16 protein-coding genes are annotated in these 24140 nt (G+C 35.6%); 7 read left to right on the top strand and 9 right to left on the bottom strand.

Features of this window, described 5'->3' with window-relative positions; genetic code table 11:
• Window positions 1–123: 123 nt before the first annotated feature.
• The 5 genes from C245_RS0121370 to C245_RS0121350 are packed head-to-tail and all read right to left on the bottom strand — an operon-like array spanning window position 124 to window position 3435.
• Window positions 124–951, bottom strand: a complete 828-nt coding sequence (locus C245_RS0121370; protein ID WP_017498656.1) for a YgcG family protein — start codon at window positions 949–951, stop codon at window positions 124–126.
• 3 nt (window positions 952–954) lie between these two features.
• Entirely contained in the window at window positions 955–1392 is a 438-nt protein-coding gene (locus C245_RS0121365) for a TPM domain-containing protein (protein ID WP_017498655.1), read from the bottom strand.
• Between the two features lie 56 nt (window positions 1393–1448).
• Window positions 1449–2036 carry a LemA family protein gene (locus C245_RS0121360; RefSeq protein ID WP_017498654.1) on the bottom strand — a complete coding sequence of 196 codons (588 nt, stop codon included), beginning with the start codon at window positions 2034–2036 and terminating at the stop codon, window positions 1449–1451.
• Between the two features lie 40 nt (window positions 2037–2076).
• Window positions 2077–2409, bottom strand: a complete 333-nt coding sequence (locus C245_RS0121355) for a MerR family transcriptional regulator (RefSeq protein ID WP_017498653.1) — start codon at window positions 2407–2409, stop codon at window positions 2077–2079.
• Between the two features lie 48 nt (window positions 2410–2457).
• Window positions 2458–3435, bottom strand: a complete 978-nt coding sequence (locus tag C245_RS0121350; protein ID WP_017498652.1) for a M23 family metallopeptidase — start codon at window positions 3433–3435, stop codon at window positions 2458–2460.
• A 264-nt stretch (window positions 3436–3699) separates the two neighbouring features.
• Here C245_RS0121350 and alaS point away from each other — a divergent pair, with 264 nt between their 5' ends.
• The 3 genes from alaS (at window position 3700) to C245_RS0121335 (ending at window position 7724) form a co-directional block, all read left to right on the top strand.
• Window positions 3700–6330: an alanine--tRNA ligase gene (alaS, locus tag C245_RS0121345; protein ID WP_017498651.1), complete on the top strand. Its 2631-nt coding sequence runs from the start codon at window positions 3700–3702 to the stop codon at window positions 6328–6330.
• A 114-nt stretch (window positions 6331–6444) separates the two neighbouring features.
• Window positions 6445–6822 carry a GxxExxY protein gene (locus C245_RS0121340; protein ID WP_017498650.1) on the top strand — a complete coding sequence of 126 codons (378 nt, stop codon included), beginning with the start codon at window positions 6445–6447 and terminating at the stop codon, window positions 6820–6822.
• A gap of 149 nt (window positions 6823–6971) precedes the next feature.
• Entirely contained in the window at window positions 6972–7724 is a 753-nt protein-coding gene (locus C245_RS0121335) for a hypothetical protein (RefSeq protein WP_017498649.1), read from the top strand.
• A 226-nt stretch (window positions 7725–7950) separates the two neighbouring features.
• Here C245_RS0121335 and C245_RS0121330 read toward each other — a convergent pair whose 3' ends face one another.
• Window positions 7951–9696, bottom strand: coding sequence for an ABC transporter ATP-binding protein (locus C245_RS0121330; protein WP_017498648.1), 1746 nt, complete (start codon window positions 9694–9696; stop codon window positions 7951–7953).
• Window positions 9697–10072: 376 nt separating this feature from the next.
• On the opposite strand from C245_RS0121330, the gene C245_RS0121320 reads away from it, so the two are divergent.
• The 4 genes from C245_RS0121320 to C245_RS0121300 all read left to right on the top strand — a co-directional run bounded on the left by C245_RS0121320 (window position 10073) and on the right by C245_RS0121300 (window position 20076).
• Window positions 10073–10828 (top strand): hypothetical protein, encoded by a 756-nt coding sequence (locus C245_RS0121320; RefSeq protein ID WP_017498646.1) that lies wholly within the window; start codon window positions 10073–10075, stop codon window positions 10826–10828.
• A 636-nt stretch (window positions 10829–11464) separates the two neighbouring features.
• Window positions 11465–12421 carry a GSCFA domain-containing protein gene (locus C245_RS0121310; RefSeq protein ID WP_017498644.1) on the top strand — a complete coding sequence of 319 codons (957 nt, stop codon included), beginning with the start codon at window positions 11465–11467 and terminating at the stop codon, window positions 12419–12421.
• 262 nt (window positions 12422–12683) lie between these two features.
• Complete coding sequence (locus C245_RS0121305; RefSeq protein WP_026110209.1) at window positions 12684–17774, top strand: translocation/assembly module TamB; 5091 nt, start codon at window positions 12684–12686, stop codon at window positions 17772–17774.
• Window positions 17758–20076 (top strand): BamA/TamA family outer membrane protein, encoded by a 2319-nt coding sequence (locus tag C245_RS0121300; protein ID WP_017498642.1) that lies wholly within the window; start codon window positions 17758–17760, stop codon window positions 20074–20076. Before C245_RS0121305 ends, C245_RS0121300 begins: the two co-directional genes overlap by 17 nt.
• A gap of 92 nt (window positions 20077–20168) precedes the next feature.
• Here the strand turns inward: C245_RS0121300 and C245_RS0121295 are convergent, their stop codons facing one another.
• The 3 genes from C245_RS0121295 to C245_RS23380 all read right to left on the bottom strand — a co-directional run.
• The gene (locus C245_RS0121295; protein ID WP_017498641.1) at window positions 20169–22106 is read right to left on the bottom strand and encodes an OmpA family protein; all 1938 of its coding nucleotides are present in this window, start codon (window positions 22104–22106) and stop codon (window positions 20169–20171) included.
• Between the two features lie 11 nt (window positions 22107–22117).
• A complete protein-coding gene (locus C245_RS0121290) occupies window positions 22118–23041 on the bottom strand; it encodes a type IX secretion system membrane protein PorP/SprF (RefSeq protein ID WP_017498640.1) in 924 nt (307 codons plus the stop codon).
• A gap of 58 nt (window positions 23042–23099) precedes the next feature.
• On the bottom strand, window positions 23100–24140 hold a 1041-nt coding region (locus C245_RS23380), incomplete at its 5' end, for a T9SS C-terminal target domain-containing protein (RefSeq protein ID WP_035747093.1).

The following is a 24140-nucleotide window of genomic DNA, read 5'->3' as shown; positions in this document are numbered from 1 at the left end:
CCTGAAACCTGAAACCTGAAACCTGAAACCTGAAACCTGAAACCTGAAACCTGAAACCTGAAACCTGAAACCTGAAACCTGAAACCTGAAACCTGAAACCTGAAACCTGAAACCTGAAACTGTTTACCAGCCTCCACTAGAACCTCCTCCAGAGAAGCCTCCTCCGCCAAAACCTCCGCCAAAGCCACCTCCACCTCCGGATGATCCTCCGCCGAAGCCTCCAAATCCGCCTCCGCCGCTTCTTCCAAGATTGCTTAGAATGATGACATCGAGCAGGCTAGGGCCGCCGCCTCCGCTATTATTGCCTGAATTACCTCCGCCGCCTCTTTTATTTCGGGACAGTAAAATTAATACAATTACGACAATTATAATAAAAGGCAGGATTGGAAAATCTTTTCCTTTGGTTTGTTTGCGCTCGCCTTTGAATTTTCCTTTAAAAACATCAATGATAGCATCTGTTCCTTTGTCAAGTCCGTTGTAAAAACTTCCGGCTTTGAATTCCGGAATAATTATATTTCGGATGATTGTTCCGCCAATTCCGGCAGTCAATCGGTCTTCGAGACCATAACCGGGATTTATGGCAATTTTTTTCTCCTTTTTTGCCAGCAGGATAATAACACCATTATCGTCTTTTGCAGTTCCTCCAATTCCCCAGGTTTGTCCCCATTTGGTTGCTAACTGACTTACATCTTCACCTTTTAAACTTTCGATCGTAATGACTACAATTTGAGTAGTAGTGGAGTCAGAATAACGAATTAGTTTTTGTTCCAGCTGAGATTTTTCAGATGCATTTAAGATGTTGGCATAATCGTAAACCGAAGTTTGTAAACTGGGTTTTTCAGGTATTGTAAATTGTGCAAAAATACTGTTGCAGGTAACAAGCGCGATAAACAAAAGAGTAAACTGAAAAATTCTGTTGGAATTTGAGATTTTGTATTTGGAAATTTTCATTATTTATCCTTTTGATATTTCGTTTGATAATTCGTTGGTGTCACCTTCAGACCACGGAAAGTATTTTTTCAATTGTTCACCGGCATTCAAAATACCATCAACAATGCCTTGTTTGAAGTTTCCTGATTTAAATTGTAGAATCATGGCATCTTTGGTACAGTCCCAAAAATCAGGAGTAACCACATCATTTATGCCTTTGTCTCCGCAAATTGCAAAAGTTTTATCAGCAACGGCAAAGTAAAACAAAACCCCATTTTGAAGCTGGGTTTCGTGCATTTTTAATTCATGAAAAACTTCCAAAGCCCTGTCAAAAGGAGCTTTAGAAGTTGTTTGTTCTATATGTACTCTAATTTCGCCAGAAGTATTATTTTCGGCCACACGAATAGCTTCAACAATATCTTGTTCTTCTTCTTTGGATAAAAAATCTTCTACTTTTGACATTGAAATAATTTTAGAGTTTAGATTGTTGACTTTAGATTATGATCTAAAAAAAGGTTTTAGAATTTTACTTCAACCGGTTTGTCTGCACCTTCAACAGCATTAAAGTATGCTTTTTCTTTAAATCCAAACATACCTGCAAATAGACTATTTGGGAATGTTTTGATGTGGTTGTTGTATGGTTTTACTGCTTCGTTGAAACGTGTTCTTGCGGTTAAAATCTGATTTTCAGTACTAGCCAGTTCGTCTTGTAATTTCAAGAAGTTTTCGTTTGCTTTTAATGTTGGATATTGCTCAACAGAAACCAATAATCTTGATAAAGAAGAAGATACACCGCTTTGAGCTTTGTTGAATTCAGCAAGTTGTTCCGGTGTAATATTCGTAGGATCTACGGTTACGCTTGTTGCTTTTGCACGAGCTTCGATAACAGCTGTTAAAGTTGATTTTTCGAAATCGGCAGCGCCTTTTACCGTGTTTACTAAATTTCCAATAAGGTCATTACGTCTTTGGTAAGCTGTTTGAACATCTCCCCAGGATTGCTCTACAGTTTGGTTTAATGTTACCGCAGTATTGTTAATCCCTTTAACCCAGCTGTAAATTCCAATAAGTACAACTGCTCCAATAATCCAAGGCAAAAATCTTTTCATGTGTATTTAATTTAAGTTTGTTTCTGATTTAATTAATAGGTTATAATTCGTTCTTAATATCGATTAATTGTGTTTTAATGGTCTCTAATTTACGTATTATTTCGAATTTATCTAATGTTTTCTTTTGTCCTTCTTTCAAATGTGTTTTGGCCCCTTCAAGTGTAAAACCTCTTTCTTTAACCAAATGATAGATCAATTGTAAGTTGGTGATATCTTCGGGTGTAAACATTCTGTTGCCTTTGGCATTCTTTTTTGGTTTCAAAATGTCAAATTCGCTGTCCCAAAACCGAATCAATGATGCATTGACATTAAAAGCTTTGGCTACTTCGCCAATGCTGTAATATCGTTTATCTTTTGAAAGCTCAATATGCATGTTTCTTAATTTTCTATATTTATTCCAAAAATACTACTTTTTGCAGTATTAATCTAATGACTGATTTTCCTGGTTAGCCATTTGTGAAATGGCCACATATTCGACTGCCGAAATATTGCCGTAATAGAAGTTCAGCGGATTTACGACTTTGCCGTCTTTGTGTACTTCATAGTGACAATGCGGTCCTTCAGATCTTCCTGTGCTTCCCACATAACCAATAACATCGCCTCGTTTTACACGTTGTCCGGGTCTGCAATTGTATTTGCTTAAATGTGCATACAAACTTTCGTAGCCAAAACCATGCCTGATGACCACATGATTTCCAAATCCGGATGCCGAATTATCGGCCCGCTCAATAACGCCATCTCCTGTAGCATAAACGAGAGTGCCTGTTTTGGCGGTGAAATCCATTCCATTATGCATTTTTCGTACTTTCGTGAACGGGTCGGTTCTGTATCCAAAACCTGAAGCCATACGAATTAGATTCTCATTTCGTACAGGCTGAATGGCCGGAATTGCCAGCAATAAAGTGCCTTTTGTACTGGCTAATTTTAAAATTTCATCTAATGATTTAGACTGAATCGCTAATTCTTTAGAGAGACGATCTATTCGTTTTGTGGTGTTTAAAACCAGTTGAGAATTGTTGTAACCCTCTAAATCTTTGTATTTTCTGGAATCTCTAAAACCTGCTTTTCGAATAGAATCCGGAATCTCGGCTTTATTAAAATAGACTCTGTAAATGTTATTGTCTCTGTTTTCCAATGTCTCGGCTACAGCATCGATTTCATCCATTTTTCTGTTCAGAATGGCATATTGTAATTTCAGATTTTCAATTTCGCGTGCCTGTAAACGATCTTTTGGCGTTTCAAAATAGGGAGTATTGATTAAAAGTATAAAAACCAAAAAGCCAAATAATGCCGAAGCCAATAAAAACAGTAATGCATAGCCAACTTTAGCCCTTTTTCGGGTCTTTATTTTTGTATAAGCCAGATTTTCTGAGTCGTAATAATATTTTACTTTCGCCATATTTTAAAATACCCTATTTTTGCAGCTTGTAAAATAAGTTAGTCGAACAAATTTAATAAATGTTTCATGATGTTCGAAGCTTTTTTCAGGAATAAAACAGTTAGATAATGTGTCAATTTGATAATTAGATAATGTCTTAAATGCGAAAATTATTGTTTGGAACTTTAATTTTTGTATTAAAAAGAGGTAAGTATCACATTTTCAGATTAACATGTTTCTAATTAAGTATCACATTTTCAAATTGACACATTTTCTAATTTTAATATGAAATCACAAGACGTACGTAAACAATTTTTAGATTTTTTTGAGAGTAAAGGACACACTATTGTTCCTTCGGCTCCTATTGTACTTAAAGACGATCCAACCTTAATGTTCAACAACTCGGGAATGGCCCAGTTTAAAGAATACTTTTTAGGAAACGGAACGCCAAAAAGTCCAAGAATTGCCGATACACAAAAATGTCTTCGTGTTTCAGGAAAGCATAATGATTTAGAGGAAGTAGGTATCGATACTTATCACCACACGATGTTTGAGATGTTGGGGAACTGGTCTTTTGGAGATTATTTCAAAAAAGAGGCTATCAACTGGGCTTGGGAATTGTTGACAGAAGTGTACAAAATTCCAAAAGAAAATCTTTATGTTTCGGTTTTCGAAGGAAGCAAAGAAGATAATGTGCCGTTTGATCAGGAGGCTTGGGATATCTGGAAAGAATTAATTGATGAAGATCGTATTATTCTAGGGAATAAAAAAGACAACTTCTGGGAAATGGGAGATCAGGGACCATGCGGACCTTGTTCTGAAATTCACGTTGATTTGCGTACTCCGGAAGAAAAAGCAGCCGTTTCAGGTAAAAGTTTAGTAAACAACGATCATCCTCAGGTGGTTGAAATCTGGAATAATGTATTCATGGAATTCAATCGTAAAGCTGATGGTTCGTTAGAAAAACTTCCTGCGCAACACGTTGATACCGGAATGGGATTTGAGCGTTTGTGTATGGCATTACAAGGAAAAACATCCAATTATGATACCGATGTTTTCATGCCTTTGATTAGAGAAATTGAAACTATCACCGGGGCAAATTATACTGTTAAAGCATCAAACGAAGCGGAAGAAAAAGTAAATATTGCGATTCGTGTTATTGCAGATCACGTTCGTGCAGTAGCTTTTGCTATCGCTGATGGACAGTTGCCGTCAAATACTGGTGCAGGTTATGTAATTCGTCGTATTTTGCGTCGTGCTATTCGTTACGGATTTACTTTCCTGAATATAAAAGAAGCTTTCATCTACAAATTAGTAGAAACTTTAAGTGAACAAATGGGAGATTCTTTCCCGGAAATTAGAACTCAAAAAGCACTTTGCTCGAATGTGATTCGCGAGGAGGAAAACTCTTTCTTACGTACTCTTGATCAGGGATTGGTACTTTTAGATGCTGTGATTCTGAACAATTCAGGAGATACTATCGATGGTAAAAAAGCTTTTGAATTGTATGATACTTACGGTTTTCCGATCGATTTAACAGCTTTGATTCTTTCTGAAAAAGGATTGAAATTAGATGAAAAAGGATTTCAGGAGCAGTTGCAATTGCAAAAAGAACGTTCTCGTGCAGCTTCAAAAGTAACTGCAGGGGATTGGAATGTTTTGGTAGAAGATGATATTCAGGAATTTGTAGGTTACGACAGATTATCACATCAGGTGAAAATTACGAAGTACCGAAGAGTAGATAGCGTGAAAGATGGCGAAATTTATCAATTGGTTTTCAATGCGACTCCATTTTATGGTGAAAGCGGAGGACAAACCGGAGATAAAGGATATTTGGAAGCTCAAAACGGTGATATCGTTTACATTATTGATACTAAAAAAGAGAACAACCAAACGATACATTTGGCAAAATCGTTACCTGAGAATTTAACAGGAACATTTAACGCGGTTGTGGATGCCAATCAAAGAGCAAAAACATCGTCAAATCACTCGGCTACGCATTTATTGCACCAGGGATTGCGCAAAATATTAGGAACGCACATTGAGCAAAAAGGATCTATGGTTCGAAATGCTTCTTTGCGTTTTGACTTCTCTCACTTCTCAAAAGTATCCGATGAGGAATTAAAAGAAGTAGAAAATTTTGTGAATGCAAGAATCCGTGAAAGTTTGCCTTTAATCGAAAAAAGAGCCATTCCAAAAGATCAGGCTCTTGAAGAAGGAGCAATTGCTTTGTTTGGAGAGAAGTATGGTGACTTGGTTCGTATGATAAAATTTGGTGATTCTGTCGAATTATGTGGAGGAACTCACGTGGCAAATACGGCTGATATCTGGCATTTCAAAATTATTTCTGAAGGAGCTGTAGCGGCAGGAATCAGAAGGATCGAAGCTATCACAAGTGAAGCTGCAAAAGATTATTTTGAGTCTCAATTGCTTTCTTATGAAGAAATTAGAGAGACCTTGAAAAATGCTCAGGATCCTGTGAAAGCGATTCAGTCGTTACAGGAAGAAAATATTCAGTTGAAAAAACAATTGGAAATCTTGTTGAAAGATAAAGCCAAAAACATGAAAGGTGATTTGGCTAAAGAATTGCAAGAAATCAATGGTGTTCAGTTCTTAGCAAAACAAGTAGATTTAAATCCGGAAGGAGCAAAAGATTTGGCTTATGAATTGGGGAATTCTTATCATAATCTGTTTGTAGTTTTTGCAACTGCACAGGAAGGAAAACCTATGTTAACTTGCTACATCTCTAAAGAAATTGTTGCAGAGAAAAATCTAAACGCAGGACAGGTAGTTCGTGAATTAGGAAAATACATCCAGGGAGGAGGAGGAGGACAGCCTTTCTTCGCTACCGCAGGAGGTAAAAATGTTGATGGAATTAGCGAGGCTTTGACGAAAGCGATTGATTTCGTGAAGTAATTTTTTTAGTCTCGCAAAAGACGCAGAGTCGCAAAGTTTTTTTAAGCTTTGCGACTTTTTTTTTACGGAATAATCTTTTGTAGGTTCTTTCTTTGATTTTGCAAAAAGGAAAAAATGACAGAGAATGAAATTTCAGCTATCGTAGTCGATGTTTGTTATAGAATACATGTAAAACTTGGACCAGGATTATTAGAATCTGTTTATGAAGCAATTTTGTATCATGAATTAACGAAGAGAGGTTTACATGTAGAAAGACAAAAGCCCTTACCCGTAGTTTGGGATCAAATGAAATTAGACATCGGATTTAGAGCTGATTTAATAGTAGGAAACAAAGTGATTTTAGAAATTAAATCAATTACACAGATTTCTGATGTTCACGCAAAGCAAGTTTTGACTTATCTCAAAATCACGAAAATGAAATTAGGATTATTAATTAACTTTAACGTTCCAATTATTAAATATGGTATTAAAAGAGTAGTGAGTAATCTGTGATAAAAAGCTTAATAAAACTTTGCGACTCTGCGTCTTTGCTAGATTAGCACATTCAAAAATAAGAGTTTTTTTACAGATAAATAGAGATAGGTTTTTAAGTTTTGTTTTGCTTTATTTGTGGGATTAATGAACAAATAAATTTACCACACATGAAAAGAATTCTATGTTTTTTTAGTATTTTATCACTTATTTTAACTTCTTGCTCCAGTAATGTTGAAAGTGCTGTCAATGCAGAAAATGTGCTTTTGCCCATGACAGAAAAATACACAAATGCCTCTTATCCGGAAGATAGCAGTACCGTGACTTATGCTTATGATGGAAACAAAATTACCAGTTTAACATACGACAATGGATCTGCAGTTGTATTTACGTACACCGGTAATTTAATCACAAAAGCAGTATATACAGAAACTTACGAAGGTACAACTCATACAAGTACTACTACTTTTACATATGAAAATGATAAACTTAAATCTACTTTAAAAGTTAACTCGGGAAATTCTTTACATAAAAAAAGAACTTATACCTACAATGCAGACGGAACAATTTCGACGATTACACTTCTAATTAATCCACAAACCCTTGAAGAAACTGAAGATTCATCCAGCATTCTTACTTTGGATGTTAATGGTAATATTATTAAACAAGAATCGGATGGTTTTACGACTGTAGTAGAATATGATACTAAAAACAGTCCTTTCAAAAGTATATTAGGATATAGTTCGTTGCTGGATTCCGATGTTTTTGATCAGGATGCTAACTCTTCAAATAACCTGACAAAAGTGACTGATATATCTGGCGATGGTAGTCAGGATATAAACACCTATGTGAATACATACAATAGTGATAATTATTTAACTAAATCGGTAAATGGCAGTGAAACAAAAGAGTATACCTATTAAAAAAAAACAATAGAAAAATAGAAGTACTCTCACAAGCTTATTTGAAAACAAACGAGTTTCGGTAAGAAAAATGTAAATCCGACAGATTTTTAAAACCTGTCGGATTTTATATTTTATAGTATTTCGAGCGAAGGGAGAAATCTTTGTTCGAAATGACAAATAGTGCTTTCAATTGATTATTCAAGAAAACTCAGAACCTTAGCAGCTTAGTATCTTAGCCTCTTAATTATTTTCGTTCTCCAATCTGTTGGCGCCACATTGCATAATATAAGCCTTTTTCAAAAATTAAATCTTCGTGTTTTCCTTGTTCGATGATTTTTCCTTGCTCCAGTACAAATATTTTGTCGGCGTGCATTACGGTTGACAGACGGTGCGCAATCAGAACCGTGATCCTGTTTTTATCGGATATATTACGAATAGTGGTATTGATTTCTTCTTCGGTAATAGAATCCAGGGCAGAAGTGGCTTCGTCAAAAATCAATAAATTCGGATTTCTTAAAATAGCACGGGCAATCGACAAACGTTGTTTTTCACCACCGGATACTTTAATTCCTCCTTCACCAATTGTGGTGTTTAAACCGTCTTCGGCACGTTGCAGCAGTTTTTCGCAGCTTGCTCTTTTCAAGGCATCGTATAAGTCTTCATCGGTAGCGCTAGGTCTTACGAACAATAAATTCTCGCGAATTGTTCCTGAGAATAACTGTGCGTCCTGAGTAACGAATCCTAATTGTTTTCTTAAGTCCAGTAAATCAATTTCGGTAGAGTCGATGTCGTTGTAAAATACCTGACCTTCAGCTGGGGTGTACAATCCAACCAGTAATTTAACCAAAGTTGTTTTTCCTGATCCTGACGGGCCCACAAATGCAACGGTTTGTCCCTGTTTAATTTCGAAATTGATATTCTCAACCGCTTTAAATTTAGCGGTTTTGTGTTGAAAACTTACATTGGAAAAGAGTAAAGACTGAATCGCTCCGACATGCTTTGGGTTTTTCGGACGAAATTCTTTCGGAGCGCTCAATAAGGTCTTAAAATTCTCCATCGAAACCTTAGTTTCATTTAAGGCAATAATGAAATTTCCAAGTTCCTGAAGCGGCCCGAAAATGAAAAAAGTAAAGAAAACCATCGTTAGCAAATCACCCACAATAATCTTTCCTCCAAATAAGAAATAATACAAAGTAAAAACCACGCAAGTTCTCAAAAAGTGTACAGTTGTGCCTTGAATAAAACTCAAACTCCTGATGAAACGGATTTTTTGAAGTTCCAGCTGTAGAATTTTAAACGTATTTAGATTCAGACGTTTTTCTTCCTGGTAGGTTAATCCAAGACTTTTTACAAGTTCAATGTTTCTTAAACTTTCGGTGGTGGAACCGGCTAAAGCATTGGTTTGATTTACGATTTTTTTAGAGACAATTTTGATCTTTTTGCCCAGATACGAACTAACCAGAGCAATGATTGGCGCCGTGATCAAAAAGATAATCGAAATACGATAATCGATTCGGGCAACATAAACAATCACAAATACAAAACCAATCACAGTCTGAAAGATTAAAGAAATCGATAGTGTGATTAATTTCTCAGAATCGGAGCGTACTTTGGTGAGTTTGCTTAACGTTTCACCGCTTCTTTGGTCTTCAAATTCGGCAAACGGCAGGTCCAGTGATTTTTTAATTCCGTCTGTGTACATCTGCGCTCCGGTACGCTGAATGACAACATTGGTAAAATAATCCTGAAAGTTTTTGGTAATTCTCGATACCATGGCCGCACCAAGCGAAAGCCCTAACCAGAATGCTAATGATTTGATAAAACCAACTGGGTTTCCGTCATATTTATGTAAACCAACACCACAATCCTGCATTAATTTACCGGTAATAATAGAGTCTGATAAACTGAAACAAATATTGATCGAAGCCATAATCAAAGCAAAAAACAGTAACATTTTATGTTTGATTATATAAGAATACAGTAATTTCATAAGTGAATTTGAATTTATGGAAGATGTAAAAGTAGTGAATTGTTTAACACTGTTAAATGGATTTTTGTTATTAAAAATGTAAATTTTTTTACAGTTGAAATTGCCGGTGTTTTTTTAGATGTAGCGTGTTTTAATTTGCTGCAAGACCTCTTTTTTATAGGAGAACAAAATGGAAATTTAAGAAAAAAGCTAAGTATTGATATCGCATTTTAGTTTTTTATTAAACTTTATTATTAATGGATTTGCTATATCTTTCTTGTTACTAATGTGTTGGAGACTGTTTTTGATTATGGTGTGTTTTTAAATGTGGAATCCCGTAAGGTTTTAGTTTTGGGGTGTATTAAGTTTGCAGCAAAATAAATTTAACCAAATCAAAATGAAAAAAATTTTATGCCTTTTTAGTGCTTTGGCTCTAGTAGTTTCTTCTTGTTCAAGTGATGATGCCGCAGATGCATCAGCTTCAGTAAAACCATCAAAAATTGCTTATTCTTATTCTGATCCTACGGAGAATTATTATACAGACATTAAATATGAGGGAAGCAAACTAGTAAGTGAAATAGATAATGACGGTTACACACTTAAGCATTTTTATGTTGGTGATTTAATCTCAAAAACAGAGCAATACGGGATAGATAAGACACTTAAATCTACTACGGAATATAGTTATTCTGCAGGAAAGCTAGCTTCTGAAACTGTAAAAAATGTAGGTGAAACTAAATTTTACAAAACGAAATATACCCAAAATGGGGATGGGACTATTTCTTTTGCAGAGTTTTATATTAATGCTGCAACAGGAGTTGAAGAAGAAGGTGGAAAAATTGGAAAATATACGTACAAAGACGGTAACTTAGTGAAGTATGAAAGTTCTTATTATGGTAAACCAAATACTACGTATACGTATGAGTATGATTCAAAAAAGAATCCTAATACTAATATTGATGGTGTTAAACTTTTAACAGGTACAGAAGAGAGTGCTTCAGTTAACAATGTTGTTAAAATAACAGGTACTTCAGCGACTTCATCTTATGTAAGTACTTTCACTTATGTTTACAATAACAATAATTTTCCAACGGAGAAAAAACAATTTAATGATAAGGGAACGTTAACGGAGACAGCTCAAATTACATACTAAAAGTAAACTTATCAACTTTACACGAAAAACCAAATACTCTTGTATTTGGTTTTTTTATTGCCAAAACGGGTAAAATTCGTATTCAAATGAAACGTCATATAATTCAGAACACTGATTCCAACTTTTTTAACCGAGAGAAATAAGGAAATACAAGAAAATAGCTAAGTATTTATACGGTTTTTTGTCTTTTAGTTATTTTTTTTCTAAAATATTTTTTAGCGTATGTTGTTTGTTATCAGTGCTTTAGATTTATTTTGGATTGAGGTCTGTGTTTCCGATGTGGAATCCCGTAAGGTTTTGATTTTTAGGTGTGTTACGTTTGTAATGCTAAAAATAATGCTGCTAAGAATATTTTAGGATTTGATAAAATTTCTTTTGTGGATGGAGAAGGAAGCGGAGTTTTTGACAATGAAATTGCAGATACTTTAGGAAAGAATATATGTTCTATCTATAAGTTAGGCGTATAATACAGCCGGATATCCTGAAAAAAGCATTGATAATGCTGAAGGATTAAAATATACATCTGAATATTTCTATTAGTAGAAAGTTTAAAATTTGGGGGCGAAAAGTCGGGGACATTTTGTTTTCGGCTTTTTTGTTTGTGAAAAATAACCGAAATTTACACAAAACAACTTCATGCAATTCAGAACCCAGATTCCAGTTTCAAAAAGCAGTAATCCAATCGATTATCATTCGAAGATCATTTCTATGGGATCTTGTTTTGCGGAAAACATGGCAGAGAAATTTGATTATTTTAAGCTTCAGAACGAAACCAATCCATTTGGAATTATCTTCAATCCGGTTTCCATTGAGAAAGTGATTCAGAGAGTGGTTAAACAAGAGTTTTTTACAGAGAAAGATGTTTTTTTTCATAACGAACGCTGGCATTGTTTTGAAGTTCATTCAGATTTGAGTCATTCCGATCGACAGGAGTTGTTGCAAACACTTAACGAAGCAATTACCAAAACAAACAAACAAATCGAGGAGGCCACTCACCTCATAGTAACCTATGGAACCTCCTGGATTTACAGAAATATTGAAAGTAACGAAGTAGTCGCCAATTGTCATAAAGTACCGCAAAGACAATTCACGAAAGAATTATTGACTGCTGATGTAATTCAGAAAAGCATTCAAAATACAATCCGCTTAATTCATGGTTCAAATCCGAATGTAAATTTCATTTTTACCATTTCACCAGTGCGCCATATCAAGGATGGTTTTGTAGAAAATCAATTGAGTAAGTCACATCTGTTTACGGGGCTTCACCAGAATCTGCAATCTAAAATCGACAATCAGCAATTAGGATATTTTCCTTCTTACGAAATTATGATGGACGAACTTCGTGATTATCGTTTTTATGCCGAAGACATGCTGCATCCGAATGTTGTAGCAATTGACTATATCTGGCAGAGATTCAGTGAAAATTATATTGCAGAGAATAGCATTTCAACCTTGCAGGAAGTAGGAGAAATTCAAAAAAGTCTGCACCATCGAAGCTTTAATCCGGAATCTGAACAGCATCAGAAATTTTTAGTCAAGCTTCGTCAAAAAATAAAAAGTGTAGAAGAAAAATGGCAGCATATTAAGTTTTAAAACCTTCAGGATTTTTAAGACGTTTTGATATTCAGTGTGTTGTGAGAATTTGCTAAAATTTAAAATATCAATTTCAACAGAGCAGAATTCTTTATGTTTCCGCTCGGTAACTACAATACCAAACGTAAGAAAATAATTATTTGTTGCTAAATTTTAGAATAATTACAGGTAATTATGTAAATTGTTTGAGTTTAAATTTTACAAATTTGTTTTTGCAGATTTGTCCAAATCAAACTTTAATCTAAATGTGTTTTATTGACGTATGAATAAGAAAACCATTCATTTTCTAAAAAAAACACTTCGTGTACTGCTTTGGTGCATGGCTTCTGTAATTACACTTTTACTGCTTCTTATTGTCTTAATTCAGGTTCCTTCCGTCCAGAATTTCGTAAAAGATAAGGCCATTACGTATCTGCATAAAAAGATAAAAACCAAAGTTTCGTTAGATCATATTTCGATAAAATTTCCGAAAGACATTGTTTTGGAAGGATTTTACTTTGAAGATCAAAAAAAGGATACTTTGTTAAGTGGAAAACGTTTAGAGTTGGATGTTGATTTGTTCAAATTGATCAACAGTGAATTGGAGATTAATTCGGTTTCACTGCAAAATACCGCAGTCCGTATTTCAAGGGACAAAAAAGGAGTTTTTAATTTTGATTATATCATTAAAGCATTTGAGTCTAAAGAACCAAAGGTTGAAGATCCGAACAGCAAACCTTTTAAAATTTCGGTTGTAAAAATAAATCTGGATAACGTCAGGTTTGATTTTAAAGACGATTTTTCTAAAAACGATACTCGTGTAAAACTCACGCATTTTGATACCAAATTCAGGGAATTCGATTTAGATAAAATGAATTTCAACATTCCGGATATTAATCTAAGCGGATTAAAGGTGGTTTTGAATCAGGATGTGGTCGAAAAGATCGCTGAAACATCAGTGCAAACGATAGATACCGTCTCGAAAAGAGCAGATTTCAATTTGAAGTTAGGAAACATTAGATTAGCAAAAATTGATATTGTTTACGACAACAAAGATTCCAAATTAGATTCCGGAATACAACTGGATCAGTTGAATGTAGCCGTAAACAAAATTGATTTGAACCGTCAATTATTGGATTTCGAAGCTTTCGAACTTAAAAATTTAAAAGGGAATCTACGTTTGGGCGCAAAAGACAAACAGCTTCAAATTCCTGATTTAGATACAACTGCCATAAAACAGGCAGGATGGAAAGTAAAGTTGAATGTTATAGACATCCAGAATATAGCGTTCAAATTTGATGATATGCAGTCAAAGCCAATTTCGAAAGGAGTTGATTACAGTCATATGGATCTGAGTAAAGTTAATTTTAAAGCAGAAAAATTGTATTATGGGAACGATACAATTTCAGGAAATATAAAAACGCTGACCTTAAACGATAAAAGCGGCTTGCAGCTTCAGGCTTTAAAAACCAATTTCTTTTATGGACCAAAGAGCGCTTACCTGAACAATTTGTATTTAAAAACACCCCAAACACTTTTTCAGAATAGTATAAAAGTGGGTTATCCTTCTATCGCTTCTGTTTCCAAAGATTTGGGTAATCTTACTTTAGAGGCCAATTTAAATCAGTCCAAAATCGGCTTTAAAGATATCCTGCTTTTCGCTCCCGATTTACAGAAATCCAATCCGTTTAAGAGTAATCCAAATGCCGTTTTGAAGGTCAATGCACGTTTGAGTGGGAGGATAAAAGATTTGAATATTGCACAGTTCGAAATGAGCGGAATCGGAGCTACAAAAGTTGCTGTTTCAGGAAAGATAAAAGGGATGCCTGATGCACAAAAAGCGGATTACGATTTAGATATCAGAAAACTTTCGAGCACGTCAAAAGACATTTATTCGTTTGTGCCTGCGGGAACTGTTCCAAAGAATATTCAATTGCCTTCACAGCTTAATTTGCAAGGTAAGTTTAAAGGTTCTGTTGCTAATTTTAAAACCAAGCTGGCTTTCAGCAGCAGTTTCGGAAATGCAAAAGTAGATGCTTTGTTCGATCAGCGAGTGAAGAAAAAAGAAAAGTACGATGCGACTGTTTATTTGCTGGATTTTGATTTAGGAAAATTGATTAAAAACGATTCAATAGGAAGAATTACGCTTAAAGCAAAAGTAAAAGGCAAGGGATTGGATCCAAAAACAGCACAGGCAGAATTTGACGGACTGGTTCAGAAGGCTGTTTTCAATAAATATACCTATAAAAATTTGGCTTTAAAAGGGAATATCGAGAAAGGATCTTTTGTGATAAACTCCGGTATGAAAGACCCTAACCTGCATTTCGATTTAACGGCCAGTGGAAATACCGAAGAGAAATACCCTTCCATTCAGTTAAAATTAAACCTGGATATTGCCGATTTGGAAAAATTAAATCTGCATGCCGGTCCAATGAAACTGCGTGGAAATGTTGATGCAGATATTGCCAACAGTAATCCTGATTTTTTGAACGGAAAAGTGTTTCTTTCCAACATTCAGATTGCCCAGACAGCAGAACCTATCGTTCTCGATTCTATCAGACTGATTGCCTTTGCGGATCAAAATCGAAACAATATCAAAGTTTCTTCTCAGTTTTTAAATGCGGAGGTTGATGGGAAATACAAACTGACGACTTTAACGGCAGCATTAAAAAAATCACTGTCAAAGTACATCGATTTAAAAAGTCCAAAAGTAAAAGGAGAAACGGATGAGCAGCGATTGGTTTTTACGGTGAAGATTGATAATGATCCCGTGTTACTGAAACTGCTCCCTGAATTAACGGGGTTGGAACCGGTTACTTTATCAGGAAAGTACAATAACGTGTCAGATTCTTTGGAAATAAAAGGAAGTATTCCGAGAATTGTATATGCCGCTAACACCATTGCCGACGGGAGAATCAATATCGAAGCCAAAGAAAATGGGTTAGAATACAATGCTTCTTTTGGAACAATTGAGAGCGGTTCTTTAAAAATTCCATTTACAAGCTTATCCGGAAAAATTGAAAATAATGTTTTGGATTATGCACTTGAAGTAAAAGATGCTAAAGAGAAACAACAGTATTTTATTGCGGGAGACTTAAAACACGACGGTTCAAAAAGCAGTTTCAGAATTGATGCTCAAAATTTTATTCTGAATTATGATAAATGGAATATCGATCCGGAAAATGTGGTGGAGTTTGGAGACAAGAGATTGTATGTTAATAAATTTAATTTAGAAAATTCGGGTAATGAATTAAGAGTTCAATCCCTGGGATATCAGGATAGTGCACCTTTACAGATCGATTTCGTAAATTTCGAAATAGAAACGATTATGAATATCGTCAAAAAAGACCAATTGTTAATGCAGGGTCTGATCAATGGACATGCGCTGGTTGAAAATGTAATGACAAAACCTACTTTTACCTCGGATATAAAAGTAGATCAATTTGCTTTCAAAGGAGAACCTGTTGGAGATATTACAATAAAAGTAGACAATAAAACCAATAATTTGCTGGCAGCCAATGTTACTCTTAGCGGAGAAGGAAACGACGTAAACCTGACCGGAAATTATAAAATCGACGATGAAAATCTGGATTTTAATCTGGATCTGAACAAACTAAATATCAAAAGTATTCAGGGATTCAGCATGGGCAATCTGACTGAGGGAACTGGATTTTTAGCAGGGAATTTCAAAATTACCGGAAATGCTGCCGCGCCAAAAGTAAACGGAGCACTGGAATTTAAAGAGACAGGTTTCAGAGTAACAAAATTTAATTCCTACTACAAAACAGCTGATGAAAAAATAACACTTCAGGATGATATTATCACTTTTGATACCTTTACTTTTCAGGATGAAAACGACAATGAACTGATTGTAAACGGAACCATTAAAGCAACAGATTATACCAAATTTGACTTTGGCTTAACTGTAGTGGCAGATAATTTCAGAGCGATACATTCGCAGGAAAAAGACAATGATTTGTTTTATGGTGATTTGGTGTTAGACAGCAAGCTGAATATCAAAGGAACACTCGAAAATCCTGTAGTTGGCGGAACTATTAAAATAAATAAAGACACTAAGTTTACAGTTGTGATGCCCCAATCAGATCCTTCAATCGCCGATCGGGAAGGGATAGTTGAATTTGTAGACGAAGACAATCAATATCTGAAGCAGACTGTTGCAATGGAGCAAAAACTCAATCAGTCTCGGTTAGTTGGTATGGATGTGAGTGTGGCTATTGCCATCGATAAAGAGGCAGAACTTACATTGGTTATCGATAAAGGAAACGGTGATTATTTGAACTTAAAAGGAGAAGCCGAACTTACCGGTGGAATCGATCCGTCAGGAAAAACAACTTTAACCGGTAAATATGAATTCTCAGGCGGGGCGTATGAAATGAATTTCAACATGATCCGACGAAAATTTGATATTCAGAAAGGGAGTTATATCATTTGGAACGGTGAACCTACCATGGCCAATCTGAATATTACGGCGATTTATAAAGTAAACACCGCACCAATAGACTTATTGGGCAATCAATTGCCAACGGATAACCCTACTGAGCGAAACACCTATAAGCAGAAAATTCCGTTTCAGACCTTGTTGAAAATGAACGGGGAGCTTTTAAAACCGGAAATCACTTTTGATATTGTACTTCCGGAGGGCAATAATGATGTTTCTGCAAATGTGGTATCACTTACCAAAGCAAAACTCCAGCAGTTAAGACAAGAACCGGCGGAATTGAACAAACAGGTTTTTGCTCTTTTACTATTGAACCGGTTTATTGGTGAAAACCCATTTTCGAGCGAAAGCGGGGGAACCAGTGCAGAATCTCTCGCACGACAAAGTGTGAGTAAAATTTTGTCACAGCAATTAAATGATCTTGCCGGAGAATTAATCACCGGAGTTCAGTTAGAGTTTGATCTCGAGTCAACAGACGATTATACATCCGGTAGCAGAGAAAACAGAACCGATCTGAACGTCGGGGTTTCCAAAAAGTTGTTAAACGATCGACTAAAAGTTACCGTAGGGAGTAGTTTTGCCGTTGAAGGTCAGGAACGTGCCAACGAGCAAAGTGCCAATATTGCAGGAGATGTGGCATTGGATTATCAATTAACCAAAGACGGCCGTTATATGGTTCGGGCTTACCGAAAAAATGAATATCAGGTGGCAGTCGAAGGTCAGGTAGTTGAAACCGGTGTTGCTTTTATCATCACGATGAGTTACAATAAATTCCGTGAACTTTTTCATCGCAGTGCAGCCGAAAAAGAAATGATTAGAGAAGAAAAATTACGCAACGAAAAAAAGAAACTGAAAGAGCAAGAGGAGAAGCAAAAAAAGGAAAATCAAATAGAAGGGAATGAGCAAAAAACATAGCAATATAAGAATGAAATATGTCAGATATTTTGTTGTGCTGTCCTTATTTTTTGTTTTTGGATGCAGTAACACAAAATATTTGCCGGAAGGAGATTTATTATACACAGGAGGTTCGGTAACCGTAAAAGATTCAATTCTTAAAAAGAAAGAACGAAAAGCACTGGAAAATGAACTGAATGATTTACTGCGCCCTAAACCCAACAAACAATTCCTGGGATTACGTCCTAAGTTATGGTTTTATAATATCGCCGGAGAACCTAAAAAACAAAAGGGAATCCGATATTGGCTGCGTACTAAAGTGGGAGAACCTCCCGTGCTTTTTAGTAAAGTTGATTTAGAGTATAATGCATCCGTCCTTCGCAATTTTACAGAAAACAGAGGGTATTTTAAAACCCGTGTCAGTGCTGATTCAACCGTTAGCCATAAAAGAGCTACAGCAGAATATACAGTGGTACCCAAAAAGCAATACATTATTAAAAGCGTGATTTTTCCTGACGATTCATTGGCCATGTCCAGAATAATTGGAAGGTCAAGCCGAAGAAGTCTCTTGAAAGTGGGGCAGCCGTATGATTTGGATGTTATTAAAGCAGAGCGCGAACGTATAGACGCCAGATTGAAGGAGAAAGGGTATTATTATTTTAACCCCGATTATCTTTTGGCACAGGTAGACAGCAGCAAAGGCGATCATGAAGTAAAAATTAGATTGGTAATTAAAGCGGATACACCTCCAAAAGCGCTTACAGCCTATAAGATCAATAAAATTGTAGTCTACCCGAATTTTACCATTTCAAAAGACAGTGTAAAATATCAGCCGAAAGATATTATTCAATATAAAGACTTCACCATTATTGATACAGCTGACAGTTTTAAGCCAAGAGTTTTTGATCGCGCCATTCACTTCAAAAAGGGAGATTTCTACAACCGTAAAGACCACAATCTGACCCTAAATCGTTTTGTAAATTTGGGAGCGTTTAGTTTTGTGAAAAATGAATTTAAGCCTTCGGATAGTTTACCCAATGCGCTGGATTCGTATTATTATCTGACGCTTTTGCCGAAGAAATTTATCCGTGTAGAAGTTTTGGGAAAAACGAACTCGGCGAGTTATACCGGTAGTGAGATTAATATCAATTGGAACAACAGAAACTTATTTCGAGGGGCAGAATTATTTACGGTTTCCATTTTTGGTGGTGCCGATTTTCAGCTTTCAGGAGCCAATAACGGGAAAAACATTTATAAGCTGGGAACAGAAACCAGTTTGACCTGGCCAAGATTTATCGTTCCGTTTTTTCATATTGAAGGTTCCAGCGAATATGTGCCGAGAACCAAAGCAACAGTAAGGTATGAATATCAAAACAGAACACAATTGTATGCTTTAAACTCTTTTAAAACGTCTTTTGGATACCAGTGGAAAGAGAATATTCGAAAAGAACATCAACTGAATGTAATTGATGTGACCTATGTAAGCCCCAATCACGTGACGGCTGAATATTTAGCAGATATTCAAGAAGACCCGTCATTAGAAAAGATAATTGAAAAACAATTGATTTTTGGACCAACTTATACGTACACCTACACCAATACGATGCAGAAGCGTAGAAAAAATACGTTTTACTTTAGTGGTGATTTAGATTTGGCAGGAAACGTTACAGGTCTGGTAACAGGAGCAAATGTTAAAGATGGGAATCAGAAAAATATTTTTGATGTTCCTTTTAGCCAATATGTAAAAATGAGAGGTGATCTCAGACATTATTTAAAACTGGGTAAAGAAAGTGAATTGGCCAGCAGGATTATTTTAGGAATAGGACTTCCGTACGGAAATTCAAGGGCTTTGCCAACGGCTAAACAATTTGTGGTAGGAGGAACCAATAGTATTCGGGCTTTCAGAGCCAGATCGCTCGGGCCGGGAAGTTATCTCAATGCACAAACGACTAATAATTTTCTTCCGGATCAGTCAGGCGATTTGAAACTGGAGTTTAGTACCGAATACAGGGCCAAACTTTTTAGTATTGTTCGCGGAGCACTATTTGTAGATGCCGGAAACGTTTGGCTTTTAAATGCCGATCCCAATAAGTCTGGTGGAGAAATTACCAAAGATTTTATGAAAGATATTGCCGTAGGAGCCGGAGCCGGTTTGCGTTTTGATTTGTCTTTTTTAGTTTTAAGAACCGATTTGGCATTTCCGTTGAGAAAACCCTATTTACCGCAAGGTCAGAGATGGGTAATCGATGATATTAATTTCGGAAGTGGTCCATGGAGAAAAGAGAACTTGATTTTAAATATCGCCATTGGATATCCGTTCTGATTTTATGTTTTTAAAAAAGACAGAATAAAATAAACCGCAGGAATAGAAAGCTTACTTTAAACTTCTATTCCTGTGGTTTAGGACAATTATTTTTACAATCCGGAAATAATAAATTCGCTTCTTCTGTTCATTTGATGCTCTTCTTCCGTGCAATTTTCATTATCAGAGCAATGGTTTACAAGCTGTGTTTCACCATAACCTTTGCCGGTTAATCTGTTTTTATCAACACCATGTTTAATAAGCCAGTCTATAGTAGATTTAGCTCTTCTATCAGACAATAGCTGATTGTATTTCTGCGTCTGACGACTGTCTGTATGAGAACGAATATCTAATTTCATTTTTGGATATAAGTTCAGTACATCCAGGATTTTTTCCAGGTCTAAAGCAGCTTCTTTACCAATATTGGATTTGTCTAAATCAAAGTATATCATTTTGATACCGAAAACTTTGCCTAAATTATCTCCAATGGTTACCTGGTAGCTGGATTTTTCAAGTGGAATTGGTAAATAAGCTTTTGAACGGTCTTTTGATACCAGTATTTTTTGTTCCCAGGTGGTATAATTTTCTTTTTCGGCCCTGATATAATAGGGAGTTTCAGAATCTAAAATGAAACTATAATTTCCTTTCTCATCGGAGAAGGTGGAATCTTTTACATTCATGTCCTGATCATACAAGGTGATTTTGGCATTTGGTAAAATTTCATTACTGTCCAGATCAGTCACAACTCCATATAATTGGTAGTCAGTATTTATTTTTTTTGTCTCTAAAAATTTATAAATATCATCTGATCCTTGTCCGCCTTTTCTGTTCGATGAAAAAAAGCCTTTTCGGGATTTGATGTCAATAATATAAGCAAAATCATCATTAGGAGAATTGATATCTGCTCCTAAATTTTGAATATTACTAACTCCGACGTCGTTTATTTTTCCAACAAAAACATCAAGACCTCCAAGTCCCGGATGTCCGTCTGAAGCAAAATAAATTTCATTTTCATCGGTTACGAAAGGAAATGTTTCTTTTCCTTCGGTGTTGATTTCGGGGCCTAAATTTTGAGGGGAGCTGTATCCTCCATTACTCAGGATTTTGACCTTGTAAATATCAGATTGTCCTATTGTTCCGGGCATATCTGAAGCAAAATATAAAGTCTTTTCATCCGGGCTGAGAGTGGGATGTGCCGTACTGTAATCATTACTATTAAACGGTAATTCTATGATATTATCCCACTCCTTCTTTTGATTAAGAGTGGCTTTGTATATTTTTATAAAGGTGGTTTTTTGTTTGTTTTTTCCTTTTTTACCATCAATATAATTATTGCGGGTAAAATAAACAGTTGTTCCGTCTTTTGTAAAAGTGGGAGTAGATTCGTGAAACTTACTATTGATTTTTGATTTGATTTTTTTAGGTGCGCTTGGATTGAAATTTTCATCCAGGGCAGCTTCATAAAGGTTGGTGAAACTTTCACCTGTCCATTTATGTCTTTGTTGTCCCAGTCCTCCTGTATCTCTTGCGGTGGTGAAAACAATTTTATTTTGGAAAAAGGTTGTTCCGTAATCCGAATATTTACTGTTTATCCCTGAATCTTCAATCGTATAGCGTCCGGAATTGGCTTTAATCAAATCCAGATAGTTTTCATTTTTTTTGTACAGTTTAGCTCTTGTATCATTTTTTGAATGCTGAGAGAATAAATCAAGCATTTGATTGGCTTTCTCTGTGCGATTTGTTGATTTTAACGATTGCGCATATCGGTAATAATATTCGGGCTCGACATCGTTAGTCATGGCAAATAACTCATCATACCATTTTGCGGCTTTATCAAATTCAGCATTAAAGTAAAAAGCGTTGCCCAGTTTTTTGAACATATCTGCAGATTTGTAGCCTTTTGAAGCTACTCTTTCATAGGTTTCAATCGCATTAATATAAGCATAGTTGGTATATTGTTTGTCTGCCGTAGCTATTTTATTCTTTTGAGAATAAGTGTGAAATGAAAAAAAACTAAGTATTAATAGATAAAATGGTATATAATTCTTCATAGTAAATAATTTTAAAAGAAACGAGGGGTTGTCATTCTGCTTTGTTTTCGGATAAACTCAAAACGCAGGAATACTTCATGCGAACCATTACTGTAATTGTTTAGTTTTGAAGATTCAAGATCATAACCGTAACCAATGTACATACCGTCTGTAAGCTGAAAACCGGCCATGGTACTGAAAGCCGCATCCCATCGGTAGGCGATTCCAACCATAAATTTATTGTTGAACATAAAATTGGCGGAGGCATCCACCTGCAACGGCGCACCTTGTGTTATTTTTGTAAGGATTGCGGGTTTGAATTTTATATTATTGTATGTACTCAAATTGAATACATATCCTCCCATTAAGTAGTAATTAATTTTATTTTTGAATATGGCTACTTCATTATTGTCATAATAATTGGTCACTATAAAATCCGGTGCCGATAAACCGATGTAAGCTTTGTCAGAATGCCAATAGACTCCGGCTCCTATATTTGGAGATATGACATTATTTAAATTTTGTAAATGAGGATCGTTCAAATCTGAGGGATTGAGCCTACTAGTGTCCAGATTAAAAAGACTAACTGTTCCTTTAAGTCCGAATGAAAGTTTAAAATTATCGGAAGTCTGAACCGTGTAGGAAAAGTCAGTCGATAAAGAGTTTTTATCAGAAGCACCAATTTTATCATTTACAAGAGAAACACCGATACCTAAATTACTGTCGTTTATAGGGGCATTAATTGAAAAAGCGCTTGTTTTTGGAGCTCCTTCAAGGCCTACCCACTGTGCGCGATACAATCCAAAAATACTTATCGTACCTCTTGATCCGGCATAAGCAGGATTAATATTTATGGTATTGTACATGTACTGTGTGTATTGGGCATTTTGCTGAGCCGCTATATTTATTACATTGAAAAGCAATAAGAACCTTAAAAAATTTAAACTCTTTTTCATTTGTATATTTATTTTTTAATGAAATTTCTTTGGGAAAGGACTATGATTTTTTTTTGTTTTATCTCAAAGTAAGATGTAGGTATCCACTTTTTTCTGTCATCAGCGCACCGTTTCCATAGGAAAGCACATAAAAGTAGGTTCCTGAAGGTAATCCTGCTTTTTGGTTTACGGTCGCTCTTCCTTCAGAAATTCCACGAAAAAGATTATTGTTTGCACCATAATTAGTAGTTTCAAACACGATGACTCCCCAGGGATTATATATGGTTACCGAATTATTTGGATACCGTTCCAGACCTCTAATTTCGAAGTAATCATTTTTGCCGTCTCCATTTGGTGAAACCATATTGAAAACAATTACCTCCGGATTTGTAATGCCCGCCTGCGCTCTATTATTAAGTGGATTATGATCTTCAGGAGTTGAATTTTCCAGAAAAGCAATGTTCAGGTAATCCCCTGTTGCTTTTACTTTTGCTGTTATGGTCAATGTTTCTGTTTCATGGGCTAACAATTCAGATAAATTCCAGATTCCGGTTGTGATACTATAATCTCCTGAAGAAGTTTTGGATGAGGTATACATATATCCTGACGGAAGTATATCTCTAATTTGAACATTGTTGAAATTATTTCCTCCCAGATTTTCAGCAGATATGGTAAACACGACCTGCTGACCGATGTTAGCCATTGGATTATTTACTGTTTTTCTTAACTCAATATCTGCATCTTCACTAGGCTTTAAACAGGACTCCACCTCTATAGAAAAATTAATACTTACAAGAGGATTGCATTTAGCTTCATCAATATAATTGACCTCTACAGCCCCTTTTCCGGCATGATTCCACAAAACCGTTACAAAATCATCTGAATGTTGACCTCCATTTACGATAGTGCCTTCATTTGAAACGAGCCAATTGTAAGAGGACATTCCGGCCACGGTAGTGTAGGTTACTTTTTCTGAAATACAGACCGAGGTAAGCCAATCAGGATCTTTATCAGGAAGATCATTTTTAACAATTACAGTAACGGCTAAACGATTTGTACTCTCACATGTACCTGTCTTTGCTGCTGCGTAATAAGTTTTACCATCAATTAATAGTGTTGA

Origin of the sequence: Flavobacterium sp. WG21 (genome assembly GCF_000335775.1) — a bacterium.
Lineage (GTDB): Bacteria > Bacteroidota > Bacteroidia > Flavobacteriales > Flavobacteriaceae > Flavobacterium > Flavobacterium tructae.
Note: the sequence above shows the minus strand (reverse complement) of the source record. Positions and strands in the feature narration are given on the sequence as shown.

What these genes read in the sequence shown, in the direction of transcription:
- C245_RS0121370 (WP_017498656.1), bottom strand. Translation starts at nt 951, where the DNA reads ATGAAAATTTCCAAATACAAAATCTCAAATTCCAACAGAATTTTTCAG.
- C245_RS0121365 (WP_017498655.1), bottom strand. Translation starts at nt 1,392, where the DNA reads ATGTCAAAAGTAGAAGATTTTTTATCCAAAGAAGAAGAACAAGATATT.
- C245_RS0121360 (WP_017498654.1), bottom strand. Translation starts at nt 2,036, where the DNA reads ATGAAAAGATTTTTGCCTTGGATTATTGGAGCAGTTGTACTTATTGGA.
- C245_RS0121355 (WP_017498653.1), bottom strand. Translation starts at nt 2,409, where the DNA reads ATGCATATTGAGCTTTCAAAAGATAAACGATATTACAGCATTGGCGAA.
- C245_RS0121350 (WP_017498652.1), bottom strand. Translation starts at nt 3,435, where the DNA reads ATGGCGAAAGTAAAATATTATTACGACTCAGAAAATCTGGCTTATACA.
- alaS (WP_017498651.1), top strand. Translation starts at nt 3,700, where the DNA reads ATGAAATCACAAGACGTACGTAAACAATTTTTAGATTTTTTTGAGAGT.
- C245_RS0121340 (WP_017498650.1), top strand. Translation starts at nt 6,445, where the DNA reads ATGACAGAGAATGAAATTTCAGCTATCGTAGTCGATGTTTGTTATAGA.
- C245_RS0121335 (WP_017498649.1), top strand. Translation starts at nt 6,972, where the DNA reads ATGAAAAGAATTCTATGTTTTTTTAGTATTTTATCACTTATTTTAACT.
- C245_RS0121330 (WP_017498648.1), bottom strand. Translation starts at nt 9,696, where the DNA reads ATGAAATTACTGTATTCTTATATAATCAAACATAAAATGTTACTGTTT.
- C245_RS0121320 (WP_017498646.1), top strand. Translation starts at nt 10,073, where the DNA reads ATGAAAAAAATTTTATGCCTTTTTAGTGCTTTGGCTCTAGTAGTTTCT.
- C245_RS0121310 (WP_017498644.1), top strand. Translation starts at nt 11,465, where the DNA reads ATGCAATTCAGAACCCAGATTCCAGTTTCAAAAAGCAGTAATCCAATC.
- C245_RS0121305 (WP_026110209.1), top strand. Translation starts at nt 12,684, where the DNA reads ATGAATAAGAAAACCATTCATTTTCTAAAAAAAACACTTCGTGTACTG.
- C245_RS0121300 (WP_017498642.1), top strand. Translation starts at nt 17,758, where the DNA reads ATGAGCAAAAAACATAGCAATATAAGAATGAAATATGTCAGATATTTT.
- C245_RS0121295 (WP_017498641.1), bottom strand. Translation starts at nt 22,106, where the DNA reads ATGAAGAATTATATACCATTTTATCTATTAATACTTAGTTTTTTTTCA.
- C245_RS0121290 (WP_017498640.1), bottom strand. Translation starts at nt 23,041, where the DNA reads ATGAAAAAGAGTTTAAATTTTTTAAGGTTCTTATTGCTTTTCAATGTA.